This is a genomic window from Cyanobium usitatum str. Tous (genome assembly GCF_963920485.1).
Classification (GTDB): Bacteria; Cyanobacteriota; Cyanobacteriia; order PCC-6307; family Cyanobiaceae; genus Cyanobium_A; species Cyanobium_A usitatum_A.
The window spans coordinates 1197436-1215515 of record NZ_OY986431.1 but is presented as its reverse complement, the minus strand read 5'-3'; the positions used below and the strand labels follow the sequence as shown (position 1 = coordinate 1215515).

The 18080-nt window shown below is 60.6% G+C and carries 23 protein-coding genes and 1 pseudogene; 11 read left to right on the top strand and 13 right to left on the bottom strand.

Features of this window, described 5'->3' with window-relative positions:
• Nucleotides 1-6 precede the first annotated feature (6 nt).
• Nucleotides 7-129 carry a hypothetical protein gene (locus U9970_RS06615; protein ID WP_322765861.1) on the top strand — a complete coding sequence of 41 codons (123 nt, stop codon included), beginning with the start codon at nucleotides 7-9 and terminating at the stop codon, nucleotides 127-129.
• 40 nt (nucleotides 130-169) lie between these two features.
• Nucleotides 170-307, top strand: a complete 138-nt coding sequence (locus U9970_RS06610; RefSeq protein ID WP_322765860.1) for a hypothetical protein — start codon at nucleotides 170-172, stop codon at nucleotides 305-307.
• Nucleotides 308-919: 612 nt separating this feature from the next.
• Here the strand turns inward: U9970_RS06610 and U9970_RS06605 are convergent.
• Together U9970_RS06605 and U9970_RS06600 are read right to left on the bottom strand one after the other, a co-directional pair.
• The gene (locus U9970_RS06605; protein ID WP_322765859.1) at nucleotides 920-1132 is read right to left on the bottom strand and encodes a hypothetical protein; all 213 of its coding nucleotides are present in this window, start codon (nucleotides 1130-1132) and stop codon (nucleotides 920-922) included.
• Nucleotides 1133-1225: 93 nt separating this feature from the next.
• The gene (locus U9970_RS06600) at nucleotides 1226-1390 is read right to left on the bottom strand and encodes a hypothetical protein (protein WP_322765858.1); all 165 of its coding nucleotides are present in this window, start codon (nucleotides 1388-1390) and stop codon (nucleotides 1226-1228) included.
• Nucleotides 1391-1480: 90 nt separating this feature from the next.
• Between U9970_RS06600 and U9970_RS06595 the strand changes: the two genes are divergently transcribed.
• Nucleotides 1481-1795, top strand: a complete 315-nt coding sequence (locus U9970_RS06595) for a hypothetical protein (RefSeq protein WP_322765857.1) — start codon at nucleotides 1481-1483, stop codon at nucleotides 1793-1795.
• 89 nt (nucleotides 1796-1884) lie between these two features.
• On the opposite strand, the gene U9970_RS06590 is transcribed toward U9970_RS06595, so the two are convergent.
• From U9970_RS06590 to arsS, 4 genes are all read right to left on the bottom strand, one after another.
• Entirely contained in the window at nucleotides 1885-2406 is a 522-nt protein-coding gene (locus U9970_RS06590; protein WP_322765856.1) for a LexA family protein, read from the bottom strand.
• 70 nt (nucleotides 2407-2476) lie between these two features.
• Entirely contained in the window at nucleotides 2477-3070 is a 594-nt protein-coding gene (locus U9970_RS06585) for a hypothetical protein (protein ID WP_322765855.1), read from the bottom strand.
• Nucleotides 3067-3435: a PilZ domain-containing protein gene (locus tag U9970_RS06580; protein ID WP_322765854.1), complete on the bottom strand. Its 369-nt coding sequence runs from the start codon at nucleotides 3433-3435 to the stop codon at nucleotides 3067-3069. The genes U9970_RS06585 and U9970_RS06580 overlap by 4 nt, the downstream gene beginning before the upstream one ends.
• Before the next feature lie 173 nt (nucleotides 3436-3608).
• A complete protein-coding gene (arsS, locus tag U9970_RS06575; protein ID WP_322765853.1) occupies nucleotides 3609-4595 on the bottom strand; it encodes an arsenosugar biosynthesis radical SAM (seleno)protein ArsS in 987 nt (328 codons plus the stop codon).
• A 79-nt stretch (nucleotides 4596-4674) separates the two neighbouring features.
• Here arsS and U9970_RS06570 point away from each other — a divergent pair, with 79 nt between their 5' ends.
• The 4 genes from U9970_RS06570 (at nucleotide 4675) to U9970_RS06555 (ending at nucleotide 8214) form a co-directional block, all read left to right on the top strand.
• A complete protein-coding gene (locus tag U9970_RS06570) occupies nucleotides 4675-5070 on the top strand; it encodes a Hepatitis C virus core protein (RefSeq protein ID WP_322765852.1) in 396 nt (131 codons plus the stop codon).
• Nucleotides 5071-5195: 125 nt separating this feature from the next.
• Complete coding sequence (locus U9970_RS06565) at nucleotides 5196-7364, top strand: glutamine synthetase III family protein (protein ID WP_322765851.1); 2169 nt, start codon at nucleotides 5196-5198, stop codon at nucleotides 7362-7364.
• Nucleotides 7365-7468: 104 nt separating this feature from the next.
• Nucleotides 7469-7705, top strand: a complete 237-nt coding sequence (locus tag U9970_RS06560) for a hypothetical protein (protein WP_322765850.1) — start codon at nucleotides 7469-7471, stop codon at nucleotides 7703-7705.
• The gene (locus U9970_RS06555; RefSeq protein WP_322765849.1) at nucleotides 7699-8214 is read left to right on the top strand and encodes an SgcJ/EcaC family oxidoreductase; all 516 of its coding nucleotides are present in this window, start codon (nucleotides 7699-7701) and stop codon (nucleotides 8212-8214) included. The genes U9970_RS06560 and U9970_RS06555 overlap by 7 nt, the downstream gene beginning before the upstream one ends.
• Nucleotide 8215: 1 nt before the next feature.
• Here the strand turns inward: U9970_RS06555 and U9970_RS06550 are convergent, their stop codons facing one another.
• The 3 genes from U9970_RS06550 to U9970_RS06540 all read right to left on the bottom strand — a co-directional run bounded on the left by U9970_RS06550 (nucleotide 8216) and on the right by U9970_RS06540 (nucleotide 10393).
• Entirely contained in the window at nucleotides 8216-8494 is a 279-nt protein-coding gene (locus tag U9970_RS06550) for a DUF427 domain-containing protein (RefSeq protein WP_254941654.1), read from the bottom strand.
• Nucleotides 8495-8572: 78 nt separating this feature from the next.
• Nucleotides 8573-9130, bottom strand: a complete 558-nt coding sequence (locus U9970_RS06545; RefSeq protein ID WP_322765848.1) for a DUF2808 domain-containing protein — start codon at nucleotides 9128-9130, stop codon at nucleotides 8573-8575.
• Between the two features lie 6 nt (nucleotides 9131-9136).
• Entirely contained in the window at nucleotides 9137-10393 is a 1257-nt protein-coding gene (locus tag U9970_RS06540) for a glutathione S-transferase family protein (protein ID WP_322765847.1), read from the bottom strand.
• Between the two features lie 93 nt (nucleotides 10394-10486).
• On the opposite strand from U9970_RS06540, the gene U9970_RS06535 reads away from it, so the two are divergent.
• Nucleotides 10487-11005 (top strand): phycocyanin subunit beta, encoded by a 519-nt coding sequence (locus U9970_RS06535; protein WP_322765846.1) that lies wholly within the window; start codon nucleotides 10487-10489, stop codon nucleotides 11003-11005.
• 109 nt (nucleotides 11006-11114) lie between these two features.
• Here U9970_RS06535 and U9970_RS06530 read toward each other — a convergent pair whose 3' ends face one another.
• Both U9970_RS06530 and U9970_RS06525 read right to left on the bottom strand, forming a co-directional pair.
• On the bottom strand, nucleotides 11115-11456 hold the full coding sequence (locus U9970_RS06530) for a P-II family nitrogen regulator (RefSeq protein ID WP_322765845.1): 342 nt from the start codon (nucleotides 11454-11456) through the stop codon (nucleotides 11115-11117).
• Nucleotides 11457-11765: 309 nt separating this feature from the next.
• Complete coding sequence (locus tag U9970_RS06525; RefSeq protein ID WP_322765844.1) at nucleotides 11766-11987, bottom strand: hypothetical protein; 222 nt, start codon at nucleotides 11985-11987, stop codon at nucleotides 11766-11768.
• Here U9970_RS06525 and U9970_RS06520 point away from each other — a divergent pair.
• Both U9970_RS06520 and gorA read left to right on the top strand, forming a co-directional pair.
• Nucleotides 11986-13191, top strand: a complete 1206-nt coding sequence (locus U9970_RS06520) for an ammonium transporter (protein WP_322765843.1) — start codon at nucleotides 11986-11988, stop codon at nucleotides 13189-13191. The two genes, U9970_RS06525 and U9970_RS06520, sit on opposite strands and share 2 nt — an antisense overlap.
• A gap of 219 nt (nucleotides 13192-13410) precedes the next feature.
• Nucleotides 13411-14754 carry a glutathione-disulfide reductase gene (gorA, locus tag U9970_RS06515; RefSeq protein WP_322765842.1) on the top strand — a complete coding sequence of 448 codons (1344 nt, stop codon included), beginning with the start codon at nucleotides 13411-13413 and terminating at the stop codon, nucleotides 14752-14754.
• 21 nt (nucleotides 14755-14775) lie between these two features.
• On the opposite strand, the gene cysK is transcribed toward gorA, so the two are convergent.
• Nucleotides 14776-15762 carry a cysteine synthase A gene (cysK, locus tag U9970_RS06510; protein ID WP_322765841.1) on the bottom strand — a complete coding sequence of 329 codons (987 nt, stop codon included), beginning with the start codon at nucleotides 15760-15762 and terminating at the stop codon, nucleotides 14776-14778.
• 424 nt (nucleotides 15763-16186) lie between these two features.
• Between cysK and psbA the strand changes: the two genes are divergently transcribed.
• Nucleotides 16187-17266 carry a photosystem II q(b) protein gene (gene psbA, locus U9970_RS06505; protein WP_197147936.1) on the top strand — a complete coding sequence of 360 codons (1080 nt, stop codon included), beginning with the start codon at nucleotides 16187-16189 and terminating at the stop codon, nucleotides 17264-17266.
• A 98-nt stretch (nucleotides 17267-17364) separates the two neighbouring features.
• On the opposite strand, the pseudogene U9970_RS06500 reads toward psbA, so the two are convergent.
• Nucleotides 17365-18020: pseudogene (locus tag U9970_RS06500) on the bottom strand (cytochrome P450); the annotation flags it as partial.
• Between the last annotated feature and the right edge of the window lie 60 nt (nucleotides 18021-18080).

Below are 18080 nucleotides of genomic sequence, written 5' to 3'. Positions count from 1 at the left end.
TCAGTCATGAAACCAGACCTCGATACCCGTCTCAATGCCCAGGAACTAGCCAGGCAGCTGGCTGAAAAGCGGGTCAGCGTTATCGATGTGCGCGAGGCAATGGAATTCGCCGGCGGTCACACTGGGTGACGCCGGCCTGGTGTTTGCTGGCATCAGTGGTTTTTGTGGCATGGCACGCCTGCTGGCCATGCTGTTCCATGTGGATTTGGGCTTGATGCCCTTGTTCCACGAGCAGTCACCCGAGATCAACAGCCAAGTGCCTCTGGGAGCATTGCCGCTTTTGTTTGGCGCCAGATGCACGCCTTGATCAGATCGTGCTGATGGCGGTGATGACCCTGCTTGGCTTGTTGATCAATATTGAAAGTTGGCGCTGTTGGCGCCAATATCACTGAAGAATTTCCTATTTGATTGGTTGGCGAGGCAGTAAGCCCTGATGATAATTATTCATTCCTAGAGTTCCAGGACTACTGAAACTAGCTTCCGACAGGCTGGCCGCACCGACCTGGTGGGGGAGCTGGCCGCCGCACGGCCTGACAACTTGTAAAGCTGCGACGCTTTGGGATGTTGGGACGCTTTGCAAAATCAACCTTGAAGTCTAATCATAAATTCACTAATTCACTAACTTAACTCTTGGCCCTGAGCACTATCTCACAATCCCGTGCTGAAGCGTTGGCATTGAGGTGTTGATATCCGATTGCACATTCTCCAGTAGTGTTGGCATAGATTTGTCTGATCGGTCCAGTTCCCTTCGTAGTCATGCCAAGAATTACCGTTGAGCTCTCCGTGGAAGAGCATCGAGCTCTAAAACTTTTAACCATTCTCGAGGAAAAAAACTTGGGGCCGTCTTGAAAGAGGCCATCCATTCCTACCTTTTGCAAAAGGGTGCCCACGATCTTGAGGTCAAGGGCAAGCAGTGATTTTAGCTGGGGGCTTCGGGTGTTCCCGCTGCCAGAAGATTAAGCACCTCGCGATCTTCGAGCTGGTTAAACGTTCCGTCCCACATGCCCACGGATTGGAGTCGCTCCACCAGCGCCAGGATTTCGAGTTGATCGGCTAGCTGACCCAGTTGGTTTGCCCCGCGCGGTCCGCCACAGGAATGGCCAATGTGATGCTGCGGGGCTCGCAAAGTCATCCCCGTGGCAATGCCGCCGCTCTAAGTACCGCTCCTGGCGCCGCAACGCTGCTTGGCCATTTCGCCATACCGCAAATGTTTTAGGCCCAGATTTTAGGCCCAGATGTAAAAAAGGGCTGTGGCAGCAGCCATCAGCAGCAGGGGAATTAGTAGTGAGGCTGGGAAGCTCACCAGCGCTCCTGCTGCCAAACCCGCCACGACCACTGCGATCACCACGACAAGAATTGTTAGAAAAACGCGATGGCTGCGCAGGTTCACGAAGCGGTAGGTCCAGGTTGCCGCACTGGCTGCTCGCCTGGGCGCGGCTGCCTCTCTTCGGCTATTACAGGAAGACTTTAAAGCCAAGCCATGCGCCGCATTGCTGCCTTTCCCTGTCTGCTGGTCCTGTGTACCACCGCTTCCTTGCTTGCTCCCGGAGCAGCCCAGGCAGAGGCCAAAGCCCCGCCCACCAGTGGCACCGTTGAATACAGCTCGGGAGTCTCGGAAGTGGACTCCTGCAACCAGGCCCAATACCGCATGCCAGCCAATGCAACCGCTACGGCCATGCGGCTATCAACTGCCATCCAAGGTGAATACGCCACCTTCACCTGCCGGGTGAACTGGAGCCTTTCGCCCGCCGCTCGCCCCACCTATCGCCCGATTTTGTTCTCCCCTTCAGCCTGATCCCCATGCCTAGTAAGAATCAGCCATCTGCGCGCACCATCAAGTTGCAGATCCTTGGCGCAGTGTTTGTGCCAGTGGGATTGCTAGGCCTATGGCTTTATTCCAAAGGCTTCTGGTGAAGGCTTAAAAGCGCTTCCTCGGACCCGCGATTGCGGCGATGGCTTCCAGAGGTGATGCACCGCATGGATCACCACGCCCCAGATCAGCAGGTCGGGATCGTCACCTTGCAGGGCAATGGCGGGGCTAGTGGCATCGCTGGCCACCAGGCGCCAATGGGCAGGTGCCCCTTCCAGTCGCCGCAGCAGAAAGCGCCCCTCGTGCACGGCGACCACGATGGAGCCCGAACGGGGACCCACACTGCGATCAACCACCAATAGATCGCCGTGGTGGATGCCCTCCCTGCGCATGGCATCGCCGTCTACCCGCATCAAAAAGGTGGAGCTCGGTCGCGGAATCAGGGCTCCATTTAGATCGATCGTTGCCTCGATGTAGTCATCGGCAGTGCTGGGAAAACCTGCGGCCACGGTTTCTCCCGCCAAGGGCAGGAGCAGGGGCTCGAGGTCGTGATGTGCTGGCTGCAAGGGACCAAGCCAGATCAGATCGCTCGCCATGGCAATCCCAGAAGGCCGCAACACTAGCGAAAAGTAGTACGGCCGTACTGACCGGTGCCGCAGTGGCGCGTCAGTCGCCGCAGCCCCTGCTCACCACCTCGTTGCGCAGGGCGACTAGATCGGCTGCATCGGGGAGCTGGGGTTCAAACAGCAGGGTCCAGGCCAGGGACACATCTCCAGCTTCCAGGGCCGTTTCGATCGCTGCCAGCCAGGCGGGGGGGCGCTGGCCCAGGGAGTGAATCAGGGCAGCGGTGCGAGCCATCCGCTCGGCGTCGGCCCCCACTAATTGCACTTGGGCAAAGCTGCCCTCTGCCGCCTGCTCAGGTCTCAGGCGCAGCACCACCACCTCGCCGGGGGCAATGGGGGCCAGGGGCCAGGCCAGGGGGGCGCGCAAGGGGCGTCCTGGAGGCGCAAGCTGCTGCCAGGCCAGCAGGCCCTGGCGCTCGATGCGGAGCTCCAGCAGGGGTTCGACCACGACCAGCAGGGGCATGGGTGTGGGCACCAGGCCAATGGCATCGCCCTCTGTCACTGGCTCGACCCGGGGGGCTACCACGCAGACCGCTACTGGATCCACCGGCCGCTGCAGGGCTTGGGCAGAGTTAGCAAGCAGCCAGCCCAGCCCAAGGGGTATCAGCAGGGCTGGGCCAAGGCGCTGCTTGCTCAACTGAAGCTGCCGAATGCCGTGCCAGAGCGAAGGTCGCCAAAACCACCCACGGGCGTATGGCCACCGCTGCGGCGCATCAGAAAATTCAAAAAGGTGGTGTTGAAGTCGACGGTTTCAAGAAAGCGCACCCCCACATAGGAGGCAGACTCCAGCCGATCTACCCAGAGGGAGCTGGCCCGCAGCCGGATCGGATCGCCGAAGGTGGGGTGGTGAATCGTGAGGGTGCCGACCAAGCCAGGCACAACAGGCTCGCGGATGGGAAACAGCAGGCAGGCACCGGAGGAGCTCACATCCCAAAGGCGACCAATAAACGGAACTGGATCGACATGAAAGTCGATCTGAATCGTCATGCTGATCGAGGGCACGATGTGCCTCTCCTCGTTCCTTGGGGAAGGATCCGGCATCAAGTCAAATGCAGGCAGATATTCGTAAACATCCGCGTGTGCACATCACCCAGTAATTTCTTCGCATCTTACTGAGGCGACTCGAAAAGCCAACTGAGAAGTGGCTGAAAATTTTGATCGTGGCCAGGATGCATTCAGCCCGCGGCGCGGCTTAGGGCACCACCGCAGCTAGAGCCCCCCCCGGCGGTGCAGCCAAAGCAATGATCTGCCACTGCCACCGCATCGCCCTGCGGATCCCAGCTCAGCAGTTCGCCAAGATGGCGCCTGGGCCGGCCAGCTGCGCTCAGACCAAGCTGCTGGTTGAAATCGCAGTCATAAAGCCAGCCCTGCCAGTCGACACTGATCAGGGAGCGACACATGACCCGCTCGAGGTTGGCGCCGCAATGCTTGTTTTGCAACAGGGCTTGGTAGGCCTCCAGCTTTCCCTGGGCTTGGAGCCAGCTGGCAAAACGCTGGATCGGCATATTGGCAAGGGCGTAGAGGCTGGTAAAAACCACCCCGAAGTCGGCGCCGAGCACCCGGCGGTAGTCGGCCTCCAGCTGGGCTTGGGGAGGGGGTAGCTCCGGCCCCTGGGGGTTGTAAACGAGCTGCAGCTCGAGGCCGCTGCCTTGCTGGCCGTAGCCAAGGGCATTGAGCTGGCGTAGGGCCTCAATGCTGCGCTCAAACACGCCGCTACCTCGCTGGCGATCAACGTTTTCGGCGGCGTAGCAGGGCAGGGAGGCCACCACCGTGACGCCCTGATCGGCCAAAAAGCGAGCCAAATCAGCCTGGCCGGGTTCCGACAGAATCGTGAGGTTGCAGCGATCGAGCACCTCGACGCCAAGCTGGCGGGCAGCCACCACCAGCTCCCTGAACTGGGGATGGAGCTCCGGCGCTCCACCGGTGAGGTCGAGGCAGCTCAGCTGGCGAGCCGCCAAAACCGGCGGGATCAGGGCCAGGGTGGCCGGATCCATCATTTCGGTGCGGGATGGACCAGCGTTGACGTGGCAGTGGCTGCAGGCCTGGTTACAGCGGTAGCCAAGGTTTACCTGCAGGGTTGTCAGGGGTCCCCGTTGCAGCGGCGGGAAGGCCGTTGCTGGCCCTTGGGCTCCTGTTGGGGGCGGGGCGGAATGGAGTTGCAATCCCCGTCCATTTGCGAACGCCACCATCCTGCCGCCTACCCATGAACGAGCATGGTGAGTCGCTGGCACCGAGTTTGCGATGTTGCAGCATCCCCCCCGCGGTTACGTGACCCTGGCTCGCCTGGGTTTAATGGCCAATGGTCTGGCCATTCCCCTCGGCCTGGCGGTAATCCTGCTGGATCCCACCTGGCGCACGGCCAATCTGGTGGTGGGCGCCAGTGCCGTGCTGCCTACGGCCGTGGTGGGCCTGGTGGCCTCGATCGCCCTGCTCAAGTGGCGTGCCTGGGGCCAGATCCTTGCGATCGTGGCCCTTTCTATGGCTCTGGCGGTGGGGCTGCCTTACGGAATCGTGCGCCTGGCTCTGCTCAGTGAGGGCCGATTGCTCACCGCAGTGCTGTCTGGTCTGCTTTGGGCCGCTACCACTGCTGCGCTGGTTTTCTGGAGTCGGCCCAGCATTCGCCGTTACTTGATCTGAGCTGGCCGGTCTGTCGCCGTGGCCACCAGCCCTCGAATGCGGAGAGCAATTTTGTAGCAACAGCTACATAAGGGGGCGGGATTGCCGCATTGGATGCCCCCATAAAGCTTTTTCACATCGATCCCATGCCCAGCTCGCACCGTTACGCCGCCCTCCAGCAGATTCAGCGGCGACGCCCGGTGGTGACAACTGCTGCCGGCCCCTTCGATGAGCTGTGGGCTAGCGACGTATTCGGCCTCCAGGCGATGAAGGAAGCCTTGCCTGGACGCATCTTTAAATCGATCCAGCTCACCATCCGGGAAGGCGGCAAGCTCGATTTGTCGTTGGCCAACGCCGTGGCCGACGCCATGAAGACCTGGGCCAGCGCCCGTGGAGCGCTGTATTACGCCCACGTTTTTTACCCGCTCACCAACTCCACGGCCGAGAAGCACGACGGCTTCATTTCGCCCAAAAGTGATGGTCGGGTGATCACCGAGTTCACGGGCAAGCTGCTGGTACAGGGCGAGCCCGACGGCTCCTCCTTCCCCAATGGCGGCATTCGATCCACCTTTGAGGCCCGCGGCTACACCGCTTGGGACATCACCAGCCCCGCCTACCTGATGCAGACCCCCAATGGGGTCACCCTCTGCATTCCCACCGTTTTTGTTTCCTGGACCGGGGAGGCCCTAGATAAAAAAACGCCGCTGCTGCGCTCCAACGCCGCCATGAATCGCCAGGCCCAGCGCCTGCTGCGTCTGCTCGGTGAAACCGACGTTGCTCCGGTGAACTCCAGCTGCGGCGCCGAGCAGGAGTATTTCCTGGTCGACAACGCCTTCGTCGCCCTGCGCCCAGACCTGCTCCTCGCTGGCCGCACCCTGTTTGGCGCCCCGCCCGCCAAGGGCCAGCAATTCGACGACCACTACTTCGGCGCCATCCCCGAGCGCGTCCAGGTGTTCATGCAGGACGTGGAGCAGCAGCTCTACCGCCTGGGCGTTCCCGCCAAGACTCGCCACAACGAGGTGGCACCTGGGCAATTTGAAATTGCGCCCTACTTCGAAGCCGCCAATGTCGCTACCGACCACCAGCAGCTCACCATGACCGTGCTCAAGAGCACGGCCAAAAAGCATGGCTTCTCCTGCCTGCTGCACGAAAAGCCCTTCGCGGGCATCAACGGCTCGGGTAAGCACGTCAACTGGTCGATCGGCAACGCCACCCAGGGCAACCTGCTCGACCCCGGCCAAACGCCCCATGACAACCTGCAGTTCCTGCTGTTCTGCGCCGCCGTGATTCGCGGCGTCCACAGCTACGGGCCCCTGCTGCGCTCGGTGGTGGCGACCGCTGGCAACGATCACCGCCTCGGCGCCAATGAGGCTCCCCCGGCGATCATCTCGGTCTATTTGGGCAGCCAGCTCGAGGATGTGTTCAACCAGATCCGCGAGGGCAACCTGCAGAGTTCCGCCAAGGGCGGCGTGATGACCCTGGGGGTGGACACCCTGCCGGAATTCACCAAAGACCCCGGCGATCGCAACCGCACCTCACCATTTGCTTTTACGGGCAACCGCTTTGAATTCCGCGCAGTTGGCTCCAACCAATCGGTTGCCGGGCCCCTGGTGGCGATGAACACGGTGCTGGCCGATTCGATCGGCTGGATTGCCGATCGGCTGCAAAGTCAGCTCGACAGCGGCACCGCCCTAGGCGAGGCGGCCTTCAACGTGCTCCAGCAGGTGATGCGAGAGCACGGCGCCGTGGTGTTTGGCGGCGACGGCTACTCCAGCGAATGGCATCGCCTGGCTGTCGAAGAGCGTGGCCTGGAAAACCTGCGCACTTGCGCCGACGCCTTGCCAGTGCTGCAACGTCCGGAGGTGCGGGAGCTGTTTGAGCGCCAGGGAGTGCTCAGTGCGGTGGAGCTGGAGAGCCGCTTTGAGGTGTACGCCGAGCAGTACGTGCTGGCGATTGAAGTGGAGGCAAAGCTGGCCCTGCAGATCGCTCGCACCCAGGTATATCCAGCTGCTGTGCGTTATCTAGGCGAGCTGGGCCAGGCCCTGCAGGAGCAGCAGGCAATGGGTCTGCATCCCAATCTCAAACTGCGCAATCAGTTGGGCGAACTGCTCGAGCAGCTCAACAACGGTTGCGAGAGCCTCGATCAGGCCCTACATGCCGCGCCCCACGGCAGCGAAGCCCACATGCGTCACTGCGCCGACAGCCTGATGCCGCTTATCGGCGACCTGCGTGCGGCGGTGGATGGCCTGGAGGGCTTGGTCGACGACGGTCTCTGGCCCCTGCCCAGCTACCAGGAGATGCTGTTTATGCGCTGAGGCCCTGGCGGTGCAGCAACCTGCAACACCGGAAGATGTTGTGAAGGTGACAGTTTCGATCTGGCACAAGGTCCATGATTACCAGCAGAGCAGCGAAGCCAGACATGCCAGCAGTGCGAATCCAATCCCCTAGCCACGTGCGGATCTACCGCCTAGTCGATCGTCAGGGCGCCCCCCATCCCGTGCTCGACGACCTCTACGAATCCCTCGATGCCGCCTGGAGCGAGGCGATTGGCTGGTGGAATGACCACTGCGGTGGCAGCTCAGGGCCTGTGGAGATTGGCGTTGAAGTGAGTACTGCCAGCGGCGACTGGCGCACCCTGCGATTTCCAGGTTGCTGAATCCCTTGCTTCGCCACTTCCAGACTGGCCTGCAGCTTTGCGGTTTGGTCCTAGCCCTTTCCGTAGCTCTGCTGGCCCCACCGGTGCTGGCGCTTGAGGCCAGTGCTTACCCCAGCACCCAGCAAGCCGCCTGCAGCCCCCTCGATGAGCGGCAGGTGGAAGGCTGGTTTGAAAGCTGGAATCAGGCCTTAGCCACCGGCGATCCGGCCCAAGTCGCCCAGCTCTATGGCGACCATGCCTTGCTGCTGCCGACTCTCTCTAGTGAGTTGCGCGAGACACCAGAGGCCATCACTGATTACTTCAACTCCTTCTTGGCCCGCCACCCCAGTGGCAGCGTCACCCACCGTCAGATCCGTTTGGGTTGCAATGGAGCCGTAGATGCGGGCACCTACCGGTTCACCCTCCATGACCCAGAGGCCACGGTGGAGGCTCGCTACACATTTGTGTATGGCTTGGAAGATGGCAAGTGGCGGATCCTCCATCACCACTCCTCCTTGCAACCCAGCTGATTCAGGTCACCTGCACTCCCTTCCAGAAGGCCACCCGGCCGCGGATGTTGGCGGCCGCCTCCTTGGGCTCTGGATAAAACCAGACCGCATTGGCGTTTACCTGACCATTGACCACTAGGTCGTAGTAGTGGGCCGTGCCTTTCCAGCCACACACGCTGGTGTGGCTGGAGGGGCGGATGCAGTCGGGGTCAAGGGCGGCGGCGGGGAAATAGGCGTTGCCGTCGACCTTGACGATGTCATCGCTGCTGGCGATCACCTGACCATTCCACTGGGCTTGCATCGGCATCACTTGGCCATCAAGTGCCAATTCTGGCAACAGGTGCTGCAGGCTGAGGGGCCAGCAGGGCGTTGAATTGGTTCAGCGCCAATCGGGGTCGTAGATCCGCAGGGTGCCAAATCCCACCGGCGCTGGCGAGGGGTTGGGGCCGGCTGGATAGGCCGTCACCTGGAACATGTAGGTGTCTGAAAAAGATGGGTTGTTCCAGGGTCTGAGCACCACGGTGAAGGTGGAGCCGGGGGGGATTGGTTCAGGGAAGGTGAGGCTGAACTGCCTTGCAGCAGCATCAAACTCCGCCTGCACTGGCAGCCGCTGGCCCCGCTGGCGTGGCCGGCCCAAAAAGGCTTCGGTGCGCTCCACAGCAAATGGGAAGCGATTGTCTACCCCGCGGGTCTGCTGAATGGTGAGGCCGCCCAAGGCGGCACCGGCGTCGGCATCGAGGCTGATCGTGAAGTAATACTTGGCAAAAGGCTGCCAAATAGTGGTGTAGTAGCTCACCAGATCCACCTTCCAGGGGGGGCTGGTGAAGTAGGTAGACCCCCTGAGCTCCAGGGCTCGGGCAGTGCCAATCAGCCCTGGGCCAATCGAGGCAGCTAGGGCCACTCCAAGGGCAAGGCGGCGAAGTCGAGCCAGGTTCATAGGGAGCTAGGCGACTGGAAAAACGCTAGGGGCAGCCTGGAGAAATGGCTTGGGATCTTGATCACGGCGATGGGCCACCGGGAGCGGCTCTCCCTGGGCTGTGCCAGCCAGCGGATCGAGGCTGGCCGTGGTTTCCAGTGCCTGGCGCAGGCGCCGGGCCGCATGCAGCGGCATGTCCCGCGGCACGCTGATCCGATCGCGCAAGTAGCGCAGGGCAGGGGCAGAGCCCGCCGGTGCTGGCAGGGGCTTGGCGTGGATCAGGGCCGTGAGAGCTGTGCGGAGCGGGACATCGAATTTTTCCGCTCCCAGGGGGCTGCGGCCAAGAATCGCCGCTCGGTGCTTGATCACCCGGCTGAGGGCAAAAGCTGCCGCATTGGCCGGTTCGGTTTGGCTGGTTTCCGGGTCGGGGCTGCCCAGGGGCCAGGGGCCCCGATCGATTTGGCTGGCCAGTGCTTGTTGGTTGGCCTCTCCGCTGGCGTAGCAGCCACCCATCTGGGGCGGTAGGTCGTGGGCATGGGTGTGGAAGTCGCTCTGGGTGCCTAAGTAGCTGGGGCGCTGCTCCAGGGCCTCAAACCAGCGGCCAATGGCCGGATGTTCGCTGCGCAGCAGAAAACCCTTGTAGTAGGCCAGGCTTGCAGCCATGCGCTCCACGTAGGGCACGAACACCAGATCAGCGGTGCCTAACTCGCCAAGCAGAAACGGCCCACTGTGTTGGCTGAGCGCCTGCTCAAATTTGCTGGCGATGCGCTGAAAAGACGCCCGGGCAGCTTCCTCTTGGGCAGGCCGTAGGCCCGGACTGCAGAGCCATTGGCACCAGGCGCGAAACAACAACCGCTCGAGCTGGCGCAGGGGCAGCACTGCGGGGTCGCCCATGCCCGGGCCCAAGCTGCCGAAAGCCCCTTCAAGGGCCTCCAAGATGCGATCGCTCTCCGTGATCAGGCGGCCATCGAGCTCAAGCGCCGGCAGCATCCCCGAAGGCACCAGCCGCTTGAACCATGTCTCCTTTTCGCCGTAGCAAAACATCGTGACCTTGCGCACCCGGTAGGGCACCCGCCTTTCTTCCAGCCAGAGCCAAACCTTCTGGCAGTAGGGGCACCAGGCATGGTGATCGCGAAACAAGGTGACGCGAACGTCCTGCTCCTGGTGGCCGAACAGGCGCAGGTTCGCCTGGGCACTGGCGGGCCCGTTGATGGGATCGCCTGGCTGGGCTACCAGCTGAGTGAGCTCTTGCCAATCGAGCACTTCCTCGGCTGTCGACTCCATGCCTATCGCTGCAGCAGCCTTGGTTCTAGGAGCTCGCGGGGTGCTAGGTGGCCTATCTAAGTTTCAAGAGCGAAATTCCATAACAGAGATCCAATGTTCGACGCCTTCACCAAGGTTGTTGCCCAGGCTGATGCCCGTGGCGAATTCATTAACGCCGGCCAGATCGATGCCCTCGCGGCGATGGTTGCTGAAAGTAACAAGCGCATGGATACGGTGAACCGCATCACCTCCAACGCTTCTGCCATCGTTACCAAAGCTGCTCGCGATCTCTTCGATCAGCAGTCCTCCTTGATCGCTCCAGGTGGCAACGCCTACACCAGCCGCCGCATGGCTGCTTGCCTGCGCGATATGGAGATCATTCTCCGCTACGTCACCTATGCCATTTTCAACGGCGATGCTTCCGTGCTGGAAGACCGCTGCCTCAACGGCCTGCGTGAGACCTACCTCGCCCTCGGCGTTCCTGGCGCTTCTGTGGCAGAAGGCGTTCGCAAAATGAAGGACGCTGCTATCTCGATCGCTAACGATCGCAACGGCATCACCCCTGGCGATTGCTCCGCCTTGATGTCCGAAGTTGGCACCTACTTCGACCGCGCTGCTGCTGCAGTAGGCTGATCGCAGCTTTTGTAAAAAGCAAAAAATAAACGTCGCTCAATCTTTTGATTGAACGACGTTTTTATTGAACTAGATTTTATTTGGCGAAAAGGCCTGGATGGTTAAAAGATTAATCCAGGGTGACATCACCTGTTTCGCCCGTTCGAATCCTGATGGAAGCTTCCACGGGGAGGACGATGATCTTGCCGTCGCCAATCTCGCCGGTTTGGGCTGCAGACTTGATCGCCTCGACCACGCCAGCAAGGGCGGCATCTGTTACCACGGCTGTGATCATGGTCTTAGAGAGCAGCCGGGCTTCCACCTTGACGCCCCGGTAGACCTCGGTGTAACCCATCTGCTTGCCGAAGCCCTGAACGGAGGTGACTGTCATGCCGTTGATGCCGAGGCTCACAAGAGCATCCTTGACGGCATCAAGCTTTTCGGGGCGGATGATGGCTTGGATCTGTTTCACGTGGTCAGAGAGAGTCTCGATGATTTCTAGCCACAACCAGCCGGGCTTGTTGTAGCAACCGCAGCAAGCAGGGCCCTGACTTGGGCAACGTCACCAAAAATGTTTGGAGCGAACATTTTTGCCTTTTCAACGCAGGCTTTTTGGCGGAGCGGCCAGTCGAGGGCTGATTTGGTATCAAAACGAACATCCCATCCCACGGTGAACACTCATTCTTCTTGGCGATGGGATCTCGACAATCCCCAACCTGAGCAGCCGTCCCTCTGATCTGCCCATGACCATTGCTTCCACCCCTCCCCGGCGCAAGCGCCTTCAAGAGGCGAGTCTGACCGAGGCCCCGATGATGCTGATCCGCAGTATCAAAGGTTTCAGCAACAGCCGCACCCTTGTGTGGCTGGCCTGCGTGCCCTTGGCGCTTTTTGGCCTAGGCGTATTCAATTTGGCGGCCCATGCCGCCGAGCTACCCGAGCTCACTCCGGCCTTCTTGGCCAATAACTCGTTCTTGTTTATCTGCGCCGTTCTGGTGATCTTCATGAACGCCGGCTTTGCCATGGTGGAAGCCGGCATGTGTCGTTCCAAGAATGCCGTCAACATTCTGGCTAAGAACCTGATCGTCTTCGCTTTGGCGGTGACGGCCTACTGGTTCATTGGCTACAAGATCATGTACAACGCCAGCTGGGTAATTCCAGGCTGGTTCAAGTTTGGTGGTTTGTTCTTCGATCCAACCGTCACGCCTGAGATGGTTACAAATGGCAGTCTGGTGCCAAGCATTGACTTTCTCTTCCAGGCTGCGTTCGCCGGCACTGCTGCCACGATCGTTTCAGGTTTGGTTGCCGAACGGATCAAATTTGGCGAGTTTGTCATCTTCTCGCTGATCTTGGTCGGAGTTCTTTATCCGATTTCTGGTTCGTGGCAGTGGAACGTTGGTGAAGGCTGGCTCAACAAGCTCGGTTTCATCGACTTTGCTGGCTCAACTGTGGTGCACTCCTTTGGTGCTTGGGCTGGCTTGATAGGAGCCATGCTGCTTGGCCCCCGTATTGGCAAATTTGTTGATGGCAAGCCCCAGGCCATCCCTGGTCACAACCTGGCGCTTGCAACCTTGGGCTGCCTGATCCTCTGGATTGGCTGGTACGGCTTTAACCCCGGTTCCTGGCTTGCCATGGCACCTGAGGTTCCCTACATCGCCGTGACCACAACCCTTGGTGCTGCAGGCGGTGCTATCGCTGCAACCCTGGCATCCCAGCTGCCTGGCATGGGTCCAGATAAGCGCCCGGGCAAGCCTGATCTCACCATGACCATCAACGGCATTCTGGCCGGTTTGGTGGGAGTTACTGCAGGTTGCGATGGCTTCTCCATGCCCGGCTCCTGGGTAGTTGGATTCATCTCAGGAATCATTGTGGTGTTCTCGGTGGCCTTCATCGACAGCATCAAGATTGATGATCCCGTTGGTGCTTTCTCGGTGCACGGTGTATGCGGCATCTGGGCAACCCTTGCCGTGGGCTTGTTCAATGTGGACAAAGGTCTGCTTACTGGCCACGGTTTCAGTCAGCTTTGGATTCAAATCATTGGGACAGCAGCCTTTGCTGTTTTCGCGATTGTCTCCTCCTGGATAGTCTGGTCAGTAATAGGAGCCCTCTTCGGTGGCATTCGCGTCAGTGAGAGTGAAGAAGTTATTGGCCTTGACATCGGTGAGCATGGAATGGAAGCTTATCCTGACTTCGCCACCTCGGCAAAGTAAGTATCTGCTGTTTATTTCACGCTAGTTTTCAAATCCTCTATTCAGCTCGCAGTTCTGCTGCGGGCTTTTTAGTTGGGCAGTTGTACAAGCAAAACCGCCATTGATTCGTGCCCCTGTGCGTGTGAGTCAAGCTTATTTGCCCACCCCCGCTCAGGTGGCGACATCATTGGTCCAGGTAGCAGGGAAGATGGGAAGCACTGAGCAACTGGCTGCCAGCCCATGAACGAACACTTCGACTTGGTGGTGCTTGGTGCTGGCTCGGGTGGTCTAGCTGCTGCCAAACGGGCCGCTGGCCACGGCGCCCGGGTGGCGATTGTGGAGGGTGATCGGGTGGGCGGCGCCTGCGTGATCCGCGGCTGCGTGCCCAAAAAGTTGCTGGTTTATGGCTCTGCCTACAAACACCTGCTCGCCGATGCAGCCAGCTATGGCTGGCAAATCGAGGGGATTCGCTCCAACCCCAGCATCCTGCTGGCCAATGTGCGCGCTGAGGTGGATCGGCTCAACCAGCTGCATCTTGGATTTCTTGAAAAAGCGGGGGTAGAGCTTGTGCGCGGCTGGGGCTGCTTTGAAGACAGTCACACCATTGCCGTTGGCGAGCGCCGCCTGCGGGCCGAGCGCATCTTGATCGCTGTGGGAGGGCGGCCCCAGCGGCCAGCGATTCCAGGGGCAGAGCTGGGCTGGGTTAGCGATGAGATGTTTCTGTTGGAGCAGCTGCCTGAGCGCGTTGTGGTGGTGGGCGCTGGCTTCATCGCCTGTGAGTTCGCCTGCATCCTCAATGGCCTTGGCGTGGCTGTGACCCAGCTGGTACGCGGCAATCATTTGCTGCGGGGCTTTGATCTTGAAGCTGCCAAGGCTGTTCAAGAGGGCATGGAGCAGGAGGGTATTGAGATTCGCTTTGCCCACAGTCCTGCAGCTATCAGCGGCAGTGCCGGCAGCCTCAGCGTCCACAGCGAGACCGGCGAAATCATTGCCTGTGGTGGGGTGTTGCTTGCCACAGGAAGGCGGCCTTTCCTGGAGGGCCTGCGCCTTGAGGCAGCGGCTATCGCCACTGAGGCCAATCGCATACCGGTTGATAGGGAGCAGCGCACCAACGTGCCCCACATTTATGCAGTTGGCGATGTCACCGACCGCATCAACCTCACCCCGGTTGCCATTGATGAGGGACGCGCCTTTGCTGACAGTGTCTATGGCCCTAGCCCGCGCCAGGTGGACCACAGCCTGGTTGCCTGTGCGGTGTTCAGTCAGCCGGAGTTGGCCACTGTGGGGCTCACCGAAGAGGAGGCGATCCAGCGCCACGGACCAGCTGGCGTGCGGGTGCATCGGGCCCGTTTCCGGCCAATGAGCCAGGCCTTGCCGGCCAGGGGGCCCAGGGTATTGCTCAAGTTGGTTGTGGAGCTGGAAAGCGGCAAGGTGCTGGGCTGCCACATGGTGGGCGAGCACAGCGCTGAAATTATTCAGATGGCAGCTATTGCCATCGGTATGGGCGCCACTAAGGCCGACTTCGATCGCACCATGGCCCTGCACCCCTCGGTTGCCGAGGAGTTTGTGACCATGCCGAACTAGGCAGGGAGCTCCAAGGTGGGTTCAGCTAGCTGGTGCGGCCAGCCCCTTCTCGTCAAACACCCCTTCAAACAGCACTGAACTCAAGTAGCGCTCGCCGGAGTCAGGCAGCACCACCACGATGGTTTTGCCGGCGTAGGTCTCCTCTCGGGCTAGCCGCAGGGCGGCCGTGGCTGCGGCACCACAGGAGATGCCAGCCAGGATTCCCTCCTCCTTCATCAGCCGGCGGGCCATGGCCACCGCCTCCTCGTCGCTCACGGTTTCGACCCGGTCCACCAGGCCTAGATCGAGGTTTGCGGGCACAAAGCCAGCGCCGATGCCCTGGATCTTGTGGGGACCGGGCTTGAGCTCCTGGCCCGCCTTGGCCTGGCTGATCACTGGGCTGTTGGTGGGCTCCACCGCCACCGACACCAACTGCTTACCGAGGGTGCCCTTGATGTAACGGCTGACGCCAGTGATGGTGCCGCCGGTGCCCACTCCAGCCACGAGTACATCCACCGATCCTTCGGTATCAGTCCAGATCTCCGGGCCGGTGGTGTCGTGGTGGATCTGGGGGTTGGCCGGGTTGGAAAACTGCTGCAGAAGGACGTACCGGTCGGGGTCGGAGGCTGCCATTTCCTTGGCAGCGCCGATGGCGCCGGGCATGCCCATCCTGCCTTCAGTGAGAACGAGGTGGGCGCCGTAGGCCGTGAGCAGCTTGCGGCGCTCCAGGCTCATGGTTTCCGGCATCGTCAGGGTTAGGGGGATCCCCTTGGCGGCGGCTACGAAAGCCAGAGCGATGCCGGTATTGCCGCTGGTGGGCTCCACCAGCTCCTTGCCAGGCCCCAGCAGACCCTCCTGCTCGGCGCGCCAAATCATGGCGGCACCGATGCGGCACTTCACCGAAAAGGCAGGATTGCGGCCTTCAATCTTGGCCAGAACGCGGGCCTTGCATCCCTCTGTGACCCGATTGAGCTGCACCAGGGGGGTTTTGCCGATGGTGAGGCTGTTGTCGGCGTAGATGCTCGTCATCCTTTGGGGGAGCCATTCTCTTGGCGCACCATAGGGATGCTCGGCCGAGCGAACAGCAGGAATTAGCCAGTTTTTACAGGCCTTTTTGCAGATGAAGGATTTCCAGCTGCCGATTAGCCAGATGACCCAGCCCGATCAGACCCAAATGGGCTTTTTCCCCATCCTTAATCGAGGTCTTGATCTGATTTCGGGTCTGTGGTCGTCCTGGTTGCCAAGCCCTTAAGAAGCGCACCTCTTAACCCACATCAGCGCCGCTTATGGGATGCATCAGCAGGGCTTTGGCGCCGCCCGGCCAGTCTTCTCACCAACGCTGCAATCTTCCGTTACAGTTGTGTTGCGCAATGTTCTTGCGCTTGACGGGATTCCGTCTGGTGGCTTGCCACCTTCCATACCCGTTCCTCTGGAACACCCTCTTCTCGTTCTCATGACAACCACTATTCAGCAGCGCCAAGGCGCTTCTGCGTGGAATCAGTTTTGCGACTGGGTCACCTCCACCAACAACCGCCTCTATGTGGGCTGGTTCGGTGTGCTGATGATCCCCTGCCTACTGGCTGCCACCATCTGCTTCATCGTGGCCTTCATCGCCGCACCCCCTGTCGACATCGACGGCATCCGTGAGCCCGTAGCTGGCTCCCTGATGTACGGCAACAACATCATCTCCGGTGCTGTTGTTCCTTCCAGCAACGCCATCGGCCTGCACTTCTACCCAATCTGGGAAGCCGCCAGCCTCGATGAGTGGCTGTACAACGGTGGTCCTTTCCAGCTGGTGGTCTTCCACTTCCTGATCGGCATCTACGCCTACATGGGCCGCGAGTGGGAGCTTTCCTACCGCTTGGGCATGCGCCCCTGGATCTGCGTCGCCTACAGCGCACCTGTGGCCGCAGCATCTGCTGTGTTCCTGGTGTATCCCTTCGGTCAAGGCTCCTTCTCGGACGCCATGCCCCTGGGCATCTCCGGCACCTTCAACTACATGCTGGTGTTCCAGGCTGAGCACAACATCCTGATGCACCCCTTCCACATGCTGGGAGTGGCTGGTGTCTTCGGTGGCAGCCTGTTCTCTGCAATGCACGGTTCACTCGTTACCTCTTCACTGGTTCGTGAAACCACCGAGAGCGAGAGCCAGAACTACGGCTACAAGTTTGGCCAAGAAGAGGAGACCTACAACATCGTGGCTGCTCACGGCTACTTCGGTCGTCTGATCTTCCAATACGCCTCCTTCAACAACAGCCGCAGCCTCCACTTCTTCCTGGCTGCCTGGCCCGTGGTTGGCATCTGGTTCACCGCCCTTGGCGTGAGCACGATGGCCTTCAACCTCAACGGTTTCAACTTCAACCAGTCGATCCTCGACGGCCAAGGCCGTGTGGTGAACACCTGGGCCGACGTTCTGAACCGCGCTGGTCTGGGTATGGAAGTGATGCACGAGCGCAACGCTCACAACTTCCCGCTTGACCTTGCTGCTGCTACTGCCACCCCCGTGGCACTGACCGCACCTGCAATCGGTTGATAGTCAACAGCCCAGCTACGGCTGGGTAATAACGGAATCCCAAAAGCTCCCTCGCCAGAGGGGGCTTTTTTATTGGCTGGGTGCCCTATCTCGATCTATCAGGCTCTGGCTTGAGATGGTTTGCGGCTTGAACGCACCAGCAAGCCGTCCTTGGTAGAGGGGGTGGGGATGATGCTGAGTGATAGGTCCTGATCCGGCTCCAACTCCAGGGTGAGCTGCTTGAGCAACCCCACAGCCAACAGCCGGATTTCCAGTTCCGCTAGCGCCTTGCCGAGGCAGACCCGTTCGCCGCCGCCAAGGGCAACAGGGTCATTGTTTCGTCGTTGTCGAGATGCCGCTGGGGCCGAAAAGTCGCTAGATCATCAGGATCAGCGCCGTGGAGCTGGCTAGCGCTGATGCTCACCTGCACCACCCGATCGGCAGGCACCAGCACGCCAGCCAGGCCGATGGGCTGTTGGGTGCGGCGAAAAAAGCCCCCCACCGGGGGGGTGAGCCGCAACACCTCCTTCACCACCGCATCAAGACGGGGAGCCCTTGAGGTGTCGAAGGCGTTCACAGCATCACCATCTGCAGCTGGCCAAGACAAGGTGTCGAGTTCTTCCTGCAACCAGGCGAGTTGCTCGGGGTGCTGGAGCAGGGCCAGCAGCAAGCAACTCAACGATGAGTCAGTGGTTTCGTAACCGGCAAACAGCAGTAGCAGGAGCTGCTCAGCCACGTCGTCGTCAGCCAGTGGAAGGCCGGATTCATCCAAGCCTGACCCTGTAGGTGTGGGCCCTAGCCCAAGGCCTATCTCCCCTCCCTAGGGTCGCGTTAA